The sequence below is a fragment of the Methylobacterium sp. B1 genome (assembly GCF_000333255.1).
Classification (GTDB): domain Bacteria; phylum Pseudomonadota; class Alphaproteobacteria; order Rhizobiales; family Beijerinckiaceae; genus Methylobacterium; species Methylobacterium fujisawaense.
Genome location: NZ_BACT01000076.1, coordinates 1 through 10,519, shown reverse-complemented (window position 1 = coordinate 10,519; position 10,519 = coordinate 1). Strand labels below are relative to the sequence as shown.

At 69.2% G+C, this 10,519-nt stretch carries 10 protein-coding genes and 1 pseudogene; 8 read left to right on the top strand and 3 right to left on the bottom strand.

The window, feature by feature from the left end; all coding sequences use genetic code 11:
• A pseudogene (locus tag I53_RS02050) lies at positions 1-204 on the bottom strand (isocitrate/isopropylmalate family dehydrogenase); the annotation flags it as partial.
• Positions 205-410: 206 nt separating this feature from the next.
• Here I53_RS02050 and I53_RS02045 point away from each other — a divergent pair.
• On the top strand, positions 411-1,184 hold the full coding sequence (locus I53_RS02045) for an RNA methyltransferase (RefSeq protein WP_051044613.1): 774 nt from the start codon (positions 411-413) through the stop codon (positions 1,182-1,184).
• Here I53_RS02045 and I53_RS02040 read toward each other — a convergent pair whose 3' ends face one another.
• Positions 1,185-1,370 carry a hypothetical protein gene (locus tag I53_RS02040; RefSeq protein WP_043346103.1) on the bottom strand — a complete coding sequence of 62 codons (186 nt, stop codon included), beginning with the start codon at positions 1,368-1,370 and terminating at the stop codon, positions 1,185-1,187.
• A 127-nt stretch (positions 1,371-1,497) separates the two neighbouring features.
• Here I53_RS02040 and ccmA point away from each other — a divergent pair, with 127 nt between their 5' ends.
• From ccmA to I53_RS02010, 6 genes are all read left to right on the top strand, one after another.
• A complete protein-coding gene (gene ccmA / locus I53_RS02035; protein WP_043346101.1) occupies positions 1,498-2,136 on the top strand; it encodes a heme ABC exporter ATP-binding protein CcmA in 639 nt (212 codons plus the stop codon).
• Entirely contained in the window at positions 2,133-2,801 is a 669-nt protein-coding gene (ccmB, locus tag I53_RS02030; RefSeq protein WP_043346099.1) for a heme exporter protein CcmB, read from the top strand. The genes ccmA and ccmB overlap by 4 nt, the downstream gene beginning before the upstream one ends.
• A gap of 310 nt (positions 2,802-3,111) precedes the next feature.
• The gene (rpsT, locus tag I53_RS02025) at positions 3,112-3,378 is read left to right on the top strand and encodes a 30S ribosomal protein S20 (protein ID WP_007561677.1); all 267 of its coding nucleotides are present in this window, start codon (positions 3,112-3,114) and stop codon (positions 3,376-3,378) included.
• A gap of 489 nt (positions 3,379-3,867) precedes the next feature.
• Entirely contained in the window at positions 3,868-5,364 is a 1,497-nt protein-coding gene (dnaA, locus tag I53_RS02020) for a chromosomal replication initiator protein DnaA (RefSeq protein ID WP_043346098.1), read from the top strand.
• 266 nt (positions 5,365-5,630) lie between these two features.
• Positions 5,631-6,839 carry an acetyl-CoA C-acetyltransferase gene (locus I53_RS02015; protein ID WP_043346109.1) on the top strand — a complete coding sequence of 403 codons (1,209 nt, stop codon included), beginning with the start codon at positions 5,631-5,633 and terminating at the stop codon, positions 6,837-6,839.
• Positions 6,840-6,959: 120 nt separating this feature from the next.
• Positions 6,960-7,475, top strand: coding sequence for a hypothetical protein (locus I53_RS02010; RefSeq protein ID WP_043346096.1), 516 nt, complete (start codon positions 6,960-6,962; stop codon positions 7,473-7,475).
• Positions 7,476-7,506: 31 nt separating this feature from the next.
• Here the strand turns inward: I53_RS02010 and I53_RS02005 are convergent, their stop codons facing one another.
• Positions 7,507-8,286: an EAL domain-containing protein gene (locus tag I53_RS02005; RefSeq protein WP_043346107.1), complete on the bottom strand. Its 780-nt coding sequence runs from the start codon at positions 8,284-8,286 to the stop codon at positions 7,507-7,509.
• Positions 8,287-8,399: 113 nt separating this feature from the next.
• On the opposite strand from I53_RS02005, the gene I53_RS02000 reads away from it, so the two are divergent.
• Positions 8,400-10,519, top strand: a 2,120-nt coding sequence (locus I53_RS02000) for a 3-hydroxyacyl-CoA dehydrogenase NAD-binding domain-containing protein (protein ID WP_043346095.1), incomplete at its 3' end; no start/stop codon positions are given.

The window sequence follows — 10,519 nt, the reverse complement described above, 5'->3', positions numbered from 1 at the left end:
GCCGTGGCGCTTGATCGCTTCGGCGGCGTCGACCGTGACCTTGTCGTTGGTGGCGTCGCGGTGCTCGACGCCGAGGTCGTAGTATTCGAGATCGACATTGAGATAGGGGTGGATCAGCTTGTTCTTGATCTCGGCCCAGATGATCCGGGTCATCTCGTCGCCGTCGAGCTCGACGACGGGGTTCGCTACCTTGATCTTCGCCATGGACCGATGCCTTCCCGCGTTGTCCCCGCGCACGGCATGCAAGGGCCGTGCGGTCGTCGACCCGAGTGCCCTGTGGGGCGCCCCAGGCCGGAATCGCCCCGCGACATAGCGCGGGCCACCCGGCGACGGAAGGCGCGCACTGTCATCCGGCCGGCTTCGTCACCCGACCCTCGACGGCGCGGGGCTGCCCGTGTCAGACGGCCCGCATGACGAGCCGAGACGTGCCGGGCGACGCCCCGAGGAAGGTCACCGAACTCCCGCCGGGGATCGCCCCGGCCGTGATCCTGGTGGAGCCGCAGCTCGCCGAGAATATCGGCATGACGGCGCGCGCCATGGCGAATTTCGGCTTGTCGGAGCTGCGGCTCGTCAATCCGAAGAACGGCTGGCCCAAGAAGGGGGTGCGCGAGGCGGCCTCCGGTGCGACGCATGTCCTGGACCGGGCGACGATCTTCGGCAGCGTCGCCGAAGCCATCGCCGATTGCCGGTACGTGCTGGCGACCACGGCGCGGGAGCGCGGGCAGATGAAGCGGGTCTTCGCCCCCGAGGAGGCCATGGGCGAACTCGTCGCGCGGGAAGGCCAGCGCACCGCGGTGATGTTCGGCCGCGAGCGGGTCGGGCTCACCAACGACGAGGTGTCGCTCGCCGACGCGATCATCACCTTCCCGGTCTCACCGGATTTTCCGTCGCTCAACCTCGCGCAGGCGGTGCTGCTTGTCGGCTACGCGTGGCGGCAGGCGAGCGGCCGGGCCCAGCTGCCCTTCTCGGGCGAGCTTCTCTCGCCGCCGGCGACCCGCGAGGCGCTGGTCGCCCTGTTCGGAAGCCTTGAGGCCGCGCTCGACGCGGCGGGCTTCTATCCGCCGGAGAAGAAGGAGATCATCGCCCGCAACATGCGCGACATGCTCCACCGCATGAGCCTGACCGAGCAGGATGTGCGGACGTTTCGCGGTGCCCTGCGGGCCCTGACCCGCAAGGGAGTCTGATCAGCCGGAGGCCGACTTCATCTCTGGAGGCTTGCCGCCGCCGAAGCATCGGCCGACCGCCTCCCAGAACGCCGCCTGCTCCTCGGGGGTGCATTGCGCCATGCGCGCCTCGACCTTGGCGCGGCCGGCCACCGCATCGGGCGTCGCGGCCACCTCGGACTCGCTCGGGTTTCTCGCCTCGGCCATGGGCAATCCTCCGTTGCAGAACGAAAGCTCAGCTGGGCCGTGCGGTTCCGTTCCGCGGCGCAATCGGGCATGGAGTCGGCGGTTCGCGGAGCGGCTGCGCGGCAGCGGGACGAGGGCGGGGTATCGGGTGCGGCTCAGCGTGGACAATCTGGCCTGCCGCCGCTCCGGCCGCCGCATCTTCTCCAACCTGTCCTTCGCCCTCGGACCCGGCGATGCCCTGGCGATCACCGGGCGGAACGGCGCGGGCAAATCGAGCCTGCTCGCCATCCTGTCGGGCCGGTTGCGGGCCGATGCCGGGCGGATCGCCGTCGCCGAGGTCGGGGAAGCGAGCCTGCCCGAATGCCTGCATGCCGTCGGCCATCGCGACGGATTGAAGAGTGCCCTCACGGCGGGCGAGAACCTCCTGTTCGCGCAGCGGCTCCTGGGTGCGCCGCGCCTGGATCCGCGCGACGCGCTGGAGCGGCTCGGCCTCGGTCATGCCCACGATCTGCCGGTGGCCTATCTCTCCGCGGGACAGCGGCGGCGTGTGGCCCTGGCGCGGCTCCTCGTCTGCGCCCGGCCGCTCTGGCTCCTGGACGAGCCCACCGCAGCCCTCGATACGGCCTCGCAGGCGGTGCTCGCCGAACTGATGGAAGGACATCGGGCCGGGGGTGGCCTCGTGATCGCCGCCACCCACCAATCCCTCGGCCTCGCCGGCGCGGCGGAACTGCGCATCGAGGCTTCCGCCGCGGCGCCCGTGGCCGACGTCCCCGAGGATTGGGCATGATCCGCGCGGTCCTCGCCCTCATCGCCCGCGACCTGCGCCTCGCCGGCCGGGTCGGCGGCTCCGGTGCCCTGTCGCTGGTCTTCTTCCTGATGATCGTCGCCCTGGTCCCCTTCGCGCTCGGGCCGGACCTGAATCTGCTGTCGCGGATCGGTCCCGCGATCCTGTGGCTGGCCGCGGTGCTGTCGACCCTGATCGGCCTCGACCGCCTGTTCCAGGCCGACGAGGAGGACGGTTCCCTCGACCTGATGACCGCCGCGCCGGTGCCCCTCGAACTGGTGGTGCTCGCCAAGGTGACGGCCCATTGGCTGACCACCGGCCTGCCGCTCGCGCTCGCCGCGCCGCTGTTCGGCCTGCTGGTGGCCCTCGACGGTACCGCCATGGGCGCTTCCGCGCTGACGCTGCTCGCCGGCACGCCGGCTCTCAGCTTCATCGGTGCGGTGGGCGCCGCGCTTACGGCCTCGATCCGGCGGGGCGGACTGATCCTCGCCGTGCTGGTTCTGCCTCTAATGATCCCGACGCTGATCTTCGGCGTCTCGGCCGCGCAGGCGGCGAGCGGGGGGACGGTGCCGTTCCTCGTGCCGCTGGCCGTGATCGGAGCACTGACATTGATCGCTGCCGTGGTCGGAACGCTGGCGGCGGCGGCGGCGCTGCGTTGGCCGGAATAGCCGAAGCTCTCTTGCGCAACGCGGCCAGCACTCATCGTTGCGCCAGCAGTGCCGGCTTCTTCGTTCCGATGTCTTCGGTCGGGCCGGTCGAATGCTGTCCGGGTCCTCGGCTGTGGCCGAAGCCGGCGACCGGATTTGGCTCCGGGCGCGTTGACGCGCGGCGCCCCCCTCACTATAGAAGCCGCTTCGCCGAGAGGCCGCGCTTTCGCGCGCGCTGCGTCTCGGCCATCGCCAGACAACCTGACGCGACGACCGATTTCCGGCCAAGCCGGCCCGTCGGCATCGCCCGACGAGAAACACGAGGACTTACATGGCCAACACCGCTTCGGCCAAGAAGATGACCCGCAAGATCGCCAAGCGCACGGCGATCAACCGCTCGCGCCGCTCGCGCATGCGGACCTTCGTCCGCAAGGTCGAGGAGGCCATCGCCACCGGCAACCAGCAGGACGCGCTCGCCGCCCTCCGCGCTGCCGAGCCCGAGATGATGCGCGCCGCCCAGCACGGCATCGTTCACAAGAACAACGCCTCGCGGAAGGTCTCGCGCCTCGCCGCCCGTGTGAAGGCGCTGGCCGCCTAACGCCCACGCACCACCGAGACGGTTTCAAGCCCGGCCTTCGCGCCGGGCTTTTTCGTGCGCGCTTTCCGGGCGCGATGGCTCGATGCCGGCTGCGTGCGCCCGCCGAAACCGTTAACCCTATCCAAGAATCAACGCGATTGCAGAGTCCGGAAACGGCGTGTAGCTTAACAGAAACTGACACCGGGCAAGCAAAACACGACGATTTCGGGACTCAAGCGAATCAATCTGATTCGCCAAGACTCTAGCGTCCGTGTTCAGCCGTGCCGGGAACACTTCCGAATGGGAATCCACGCCGTCCCCACAAGTCCCACTGTTAAAGGAACCGTAGGTAATTGTTGATAGGCTCTCCCAATCGGCAAAAGTTCCTCGCGGTGGGGTTGACTCCGTCCAGGGGACTCTGTCCCGCCGGTTCTTGCGGGACGCTGAGGGCGTAAATCGTGCGTACGCGCGGACTGCGGACTTCCGCGGGCCGCGTCGGGAGAGCCAGTGATGCGTGTCGACGGAACGGTGGCGAGTGACGACGACGGGGGCCGCAGCGGCGGCGGCACTGTGGATTACGGGTCTGCCTGGGCCCGGGTGAAGCGTCGGCTGCGGGCCGAACTCGGCGAGGATGTGTTCGCGAGCTGGTTCGCCCGCCTTGAGCTGGAGGCCGTCGCCGGCGGAACGGCCCGGCTGACCGTACCGACCCGCTTCCTCAAGAGCTGGATCGAATCGCATTACCTCGACCGCGTCCTGAACACGTTCAAGGCCGAGGTAGAGGAGATCGCGCGGATCGAGGTCGGCGTCCGCGGCACCGGGGCCCCGGCCCGTCCTGTCGCCGCCGGCGTCGCCAAGCCGGGCCCGGCCAGCGGTCCGCTCGCCCGCCTTCACGCCACGAGCGCGCCGATCCCGATCGCCGCCGTTGCGCCCGCAGCCGAGGCGCGCAATGCCGACGCCGGAGGCGACCTCAGCGGCACGCCCCTCGACGCGCGGCTGACCTTCGCGAGCTTCGTGATCGGGCGCTCCAATGCCCTGGCGCATGCCGCCGCCGAGCGGGTCGCCAACCACCAGGGGGAGGGCGCCCTCTACAATCCGCTCTATCTCCATGCCGGCGTCGGGCTGGGCAAGACCCACCTGCTGCACGGCATCGGCCACGCCGCCCGCGAGGCCGGCCGCCGGGTGATCTACCTGACCGCCGACCGGTTCATGTACGGCTTCGTCAATGCCCTGAAGACCCAGTCGGCGCTCGCCTACAAGGAGCGCCTGCGGGGCATCGACCTTCTGATCCTCGACGATGTCCAGTTCATCCAGGGCAAGTCGATCCAGGCCGAGTTCGGCCACACGATCAACGCGCTCATCGATGCCGGCCGCCAGGTCGTGGTCGCGTCCGACCGGCCGCCGACCGAGCTTGAGGCTCTGGACGAGCGCGTGCGCTCGCGCCTGGGCGGCGGCCTCGTCGTCGAGATCACCGCCCTCGACGAAGCCCTGCGGGTCTCGATCCTGTCGGCGCGGCTTTCCGCGGTCCGGGCCGCACATCCGGGCTTCGACGTCTCGCCCCAGGTGGCAACCTACGTAGCCCGGGCGATCACCGCCAACGGCCGCGACCTCGAAGGTGCGGTGAACCGCCTGCTGGCCCACGCGACGCTCACGGGCACCGCCGTGACGATGGAGACCGCCGAGAGCGCGATCCGCGACCTCGTGAAGAATCGCGAGCCGAAGCGCATCAAGATCGAGGACATCCAAAAGCTGGTCGCCTCGCGCTACAACGTCTCACGGTCCGACATCCTGTCGGAACGGCGCACCGCCGCGGTGGTGAAGCCGCGTCAGATCGCCATGTATCTGTCGAAGGTCCTGACTCTGCGCTCCCTGCCGGAGATCGGCCGCCGCTTCGGTGGCCGCGACCACACCACGGTGCTGCACGCCGTGCGCAAGATCGAGAAGCAGATCGGCGAAGACGCGGTGCTCGGCGATGAAGTCGAGCTCCTGAAGCGGATGCTTCAGGACTAGTCGAACCTGCATGACGTCCCGGACGAACCTCCTCTCGACCGAGCAGATTCGCTCCGGATCGGCCGCGGGACCGTCCCCCGTGGCCTGATCGGGAAGGCGTCCGGACCAGCAGCGCCCCATCAGACACCGATGCCACGCGCCCTCTGCCGGTCCCTCCCTCCAGGACTGGCCGGGGGCGCGCGCCCCGTGGCAGACTGGCGCGAATGGAGACGGCCCTGTAAGGCCGCGTCGTCGACCGGCGACAATCAACGCCCCGGGGAGTGCTGATGACGGACGCCTTCATCTACGACCACGTTCGCACGCCGCGCGGTCGCGGCAAGGCGGACGGCGCCCTCCACGAAGTGACCGCGCTCCGGCTGGCCGAGACGGCGCTGCGCGCCCTCAAGGTCCGCAACGGGCTCGACACGGCCCTCGTCGACGACGTGATTCTGGGCTGCGTCGATCCGGTCGGGGAGGCGGGCGGCGACATCGCCCGGGCCGCGGCCCTGGTGGCCGATTACGGCGCGCATGTTCCGGGTGTGCAGATCAACCGTTTCTGCGCCTCGGGCCTCGACGCGGTGAACTTCGCCGCCGCACAGGTCATGAGCGGTCAGCACGAGATGGCGGTGGGCGGCGGCGTGGAATCGATGAGCCGCATCGGCATCGGCGCCTCGGGCGGCGCCTGGCCGGTGGATCCGGCGATCGCCATCAAGTCCTATTTCATGCCGCAGGGAATCTCGGCCGACCTGATCGCCACCAAGTACGGCTTCACCCGCGACGCGTGCGACGCCTACGCGGTCCGCTCGCAGGCGCGCGCGGCGAAGTCCTGGGAAGACGGCCTGTTCGACCGGTCCGTCGTTCCGGTCCGCGACGTGAACGGCATCACCCTGCTCGACCGCGACGAACATATGCGCCCGGGCACCGACATGCAGTCGCTGGCCGCCCTGAAGGCGTCGTTCGTGCAGATGGGCCAGATGGGCGGCTTCGACGCCGTGGCGACGGACGCGCATCCGGACGTGGAGAGCGTGGATCACGTCCATCATGCCGGCAATTCCTCCGGCATCGTCGACGGTGCGGCCGCCGTGCTGATCGGCTCCCGGGCGGCCGGCGAGGCCGCGGGCCTGCGCCCGCGCGGCCGGATCCGGGCCTTCGCCAATATCGGCTCGGACCCGGCCCTGATGCTCACCGGGCCGGTGGATGTCACCCGCAAGATCCTGGCGAAGACTGGCCTGAGCCTGTCGGATATCGACCTGTTCGAGGTCAACGAGGCTTTCGCGGCGGTGGTCCTGCGCTTCTGCCAAGCCTTCGACCTCGATCCGGAGGCCGTCAACGTGAACGGCGGCGCCATCGCCCTCGGCCACCCTCTGGGCGCCACCGGCGCGATGATCCTCGGCACGGCCCTCGACGAGCTGGAGCGGACCGGCAAGGAGCGGGCGCTGATCACCCTGTGCATCGGCGCCGGCATGGGAACCGCCACCATCATCGAGCGGGTGTGAGCCATCGCGTGCACGGGAGCGGCGTGCCGCCGCTCCCCAAAGTCCGGGAACGCTGCTAGAGGCGCGGTCGACGCTCGGCCCGTCTCTGGGCCGGACGATAAAACAACGGGAGACAAGCCCTTGAACCGCCTGTTTGCGACGCTCTGTCTAGGCGTCACCCTGAGCCTGCCGGTCGCTGCGCGCGCCGATGATGCGGCGGACCGCGTGGCCGCGGCCACCACCCTCGTCAACAAGACCCTGATCAAGAACCTTCAGACCGGGTTCAACGTCGCCCTCGAGAAGACCGTGGCGGCAATGCCGGAGGCGCGCGCCGAGGCCGTGCGCAAGGAACTCCTGACCGAGTTCGACAAGCAGCGCGCCCTCATGGTCGAGGGGCTGTCGAAGGACTACGCCGAGAAATTCAGCCTCACCGAACTGAAGCATCTCGATGAGATCTACTCGGACCCGACATACCTCAAGTTCCAGACGATGAACGCCGATCCGAACTCCTCGGTGACCGCGATCTCGCAGAACTCCGTCACCAAGCTGCTGAACATGCTGGCGGTGGCCGCGGCGACCGACAACACACCCAAGCCCGGCGCGGCGCCGATGCCGCCCGTGCCGCCGGCCGCGGCGCCCGCTCCGGCTCCGAAATAGCCGATGGGTGGCCGCGCGCGTGAGGCCGATCTCAGGCGGCGCGCGCGGCTGTCACGGGCGCGAAGCCCGCGACCGGGGGGAGCGCTTTCAGAAGGGGCTTGGCGAAGTGGTAGCCTTGCACGAGCGTGATCCCGATACTGCGCAGGGCGGAGAGTTCGGCAGCGGTCTCGACGCCCTCGGCGAGCACCGTCACGCCGAGGGCGCGGGCGATGCCGACCACACCCGACACGATGGCGTACCGTCCGGCGTCGCCGTCGAGGCCGCGCAGAACGTCCATGTCGATCTTGATCAGATCGGGACGGAAGTTGGCGAGCAGGCTCAGCCCCGCGAAGCCGGCGCCGAAATCGTCGAGGGCCGTCAGGAATCCCTGCTTCCGATAGGCGGCGACGATGTCCTTCACGTGCCCGATGTCCCGGAAGCGTTCCTGCTCGGTGAACTCGAACATGATGCGTTGATGGGCGAAATCGATGCGTCGCGCGGCCTCCAGCGAGGCGCGGATGCAGGCATTCGGCTCATAGACCGCGTTCGGCATGAAGTTGATCGAGAGACGCGTGGTGCTGTCGCGGGGAAACAGCGCCCCGGCGAGCTCGATCGCCTTGACGCGGGCGGCCTGATCGAACTGGTATCGCGTTTCGTCGGTCACCTGGTCGAGGATCGTATAGGCGGATTCCCCATTCGGGCCGCGCACCAGCGCCTCGTAGGCCCAGACGGAGTCGTCTGCGAGATCGAGGATCGGCTGGAACGCCATCGTGAAATCGAAGTCGAGCGTGGTGCCGGCGCGACAGGCGCGGCAGCCGGAGTCCTTCGTCATGTGCAGCTTTCGGTTCTTCTCGCCGACGCCGCCACCATGAGCGTCGGCGCTCAACACAACCTTAATGCAAGCTCGCCGGTGGATCATTGGCGCAACCCAGGGAGGACGGCACCGTGACGCTGACCGATTTCCGCTTCGAGACCGATGCCGACGGCATCGCCCTGGCGACCTGGGATATGCCCGGCCGCTCGATGAACGTGATCACCGAGGGGGTGATGGACCAGCTCGAGCAGATCATCGAGCGGGTTGCCTCCGATCCGGCCCTGAAGGGCTGCGTCATCGCCACCGGCAAGGACAATTTTTCCGGCGGTGCCGACCTCACCATGCTCCAGGGACTCGGTCGGGCCTACGAGCAGCTCAAGGCCGAGCAGGGCGAAGAGGTGGCGATGCGCCACTTCTTCGAGGCGTCCCGGCGCCTGTCGCTGCTGTTCCGGCGGCTGGAGACCTGCGGGAAGCCCTTCGCGGCGGCGATCCAGGGCCTGTGCCTGGGCGGCGCCTTCGAGCTGGCTTTGTCCTGCCACCACCGGATCGCCTCCGACGACGGGAAGACCCGGGTCGGCCTGCCGGAGATCAAGGTCGGCCTGTTCCCGGGCGGCGGCGGCACGCAGCGCGTCGCCCGCCTGATGCAGACCGGCGACGCCCTCCAGATGCTGTTCAAGGGCGAGCAGATCCGCGCGCCCATGGCCAAGGGCATGGGGCTGATCCACGCGGTGGCGCCCCAGGCCGAGATCGTCGAGCGCGCCAAGGCCTGGATCCGTGAGGGCGGCTCGGCGGTGGCGCCCTGGGATGTGCCGAAGTTCAAGGCCCCGTCCGGAAAGGTCTACTCCCCCGCCGGCATGATGATCTGGCCGCCGGCCAACGCCATCTACCGCCGCGAGACCCACGACAATTACCCGGCCGCCAAGGCGATCCTGGCCTCCGTCTACGAGGGTCTGCAGCTGCCGATGGACCTCGCCCTGCGGGTCGAGAGCCGATACTTCGCCCACATCCTGCGCTCCACCGAGGCGGCGGCGATGATCCGCACGCTGTTCATCTCCATGGGCGAGCTGAACAAGGGCGCGCGGCGACCGAAGGACGTGCCGGCCGCCAACCTGCGCCGGGTCGGCGTGATCGGAGCCGGCTTCATGGGCGCGGGCGTGGCCTACGTCACCGCGCAGGCGGGCCTCGAGGTGGTGCTCGTCGACCAGTCGGTCGAGGCCGCCGAGAAGGGCAAGGCCTACGCCCACACCCTCATCACCGGCCAGATCAACAAGGGCCGCGCCAAGACCGCCGATCGCGACGCGCTTCTCGGCCGCATCCAGGCTACGGCCGATTACGGCGCGCTCGCCGATTGCGACCTCGTGATCGAGGCGGTGTTCGAGGATCCGCAGGTGAAGGCCGAGGTGATCCAGAAGGTCGAGGCGGTGATCCGCCCCGACGCGATCTTCGCCTCCAACACCTCGACCCTGCCGATCACCGGGCTGGCCAGGACCTCGCAGCGGCCGGCGCAATTCGTCGGCATCCACTTCTTCTCCCCCGTGGAGAAGATGATGCTCGTCGAGATCATCAAGGGCGAGGCGACCGGGGATGCGGCGCTCGCCGCGGCCCTCGATTACGTGCGCCTGATCAAGAAGACCCCGATCGTCGTGAACGATGCCCGCGGCTTCTTCGCCAACCGCTGCGTCGGCGCCTACATCCTCGAAGGGCACAAGATGCTCGCCGAGGGCGTTCCGCCGGCCATGATCGAGAGCGCCGGCCGGCAGGCGGGCATGCCGGTCGGGCCGCTGTCGCTCAACGACGAGGTCGCCCTCGACCTCGTGCTCAAGATCGCCAAGGCCACCGAGGCGCAGGTGGGGCAGGGCGCCGTGGACCCGGCGCAGAAGGCGATCCTGTCCGAGATGGTCGAGAAGCAGGGCCGGCTCGGTCGCAAGAACCGCAAGGGCTTCTACGACTACCCCGAAGGCGCGCCCAAGCGTCTCTGGCCCGGCCTGAAGGACCTGCAGCCGAACCGCCTCGACCCGGACGCCGTCGACTTCACCGAGCTGAAGCAGCGGCTTCTGGTGGTGCAGGCGCTGGAGGCCGCACGCACCGTCGGCGAGGGCGTGGTTACCGACCCGCGCGAGGCCGATGTCGGCTCGATCCTCGGGTTCGGCTTCGCGCCGTTCACCGGAGGGGCCTTGTCGTACATCGACTTCATGGGTGCGGCGGCCTTCGTCAACCTCGCGCGGACGCTCGAGGCCAAGCACGGCCCCCG

Excerpts from the sequence above, each read along its gene's own strand:
- I53_RS02045 (WP_051044613.1), top strand. The coding sequence starts at position 411 with ATGACGAGCCGAGACGTGCCGGGCGACGCCCCGAGGAAGGTCACCGAA.
- I53_RS02040 (WP_043346103.1), bottom strand. The coding sequence starts at position 1,370 with ATGGCCGAGGCGAGAAACCCGAGCGAGTCCGAGGTGGCCGCGACGCCC.
- ccmB (WP_043346099.1), top strand. The coding sequence starts at position 2,133 with ATGATCCGCGCGGTCCTCGCCCTCATCGCCCGCGACCTGCGCCTCGCC.
- rpsT (WP_007561677.1), top strand. The coding sequence starts at position 3,112 with ATGGCCAACACCGCTTCGGCCAAGAAGATGACCCGCAAGATCGCCAAG.
- dnaA (WP_043346098.1), top strand. The coding sequence starts at position 3,868 with ATGCGTGTCGACGGAACGGTGGCGAGTGACGACGACGGGGGCCGCAGC.
- I53_RS02015 (WP_043346109.1), top strand. The coding sequence starts at position 5,631 with ATGACGGACGCCTTCATCTACGACCACGTTCGCACGCCGCGCGGTCGC.
- I53_RS02005 (WP_043346107.1), bottom strand. The coding sequence starts at position 8,286 with ATGACGAAGGACTCCGGCTGCCGCGCCTGTCGCGCCGGCACCACGCTC.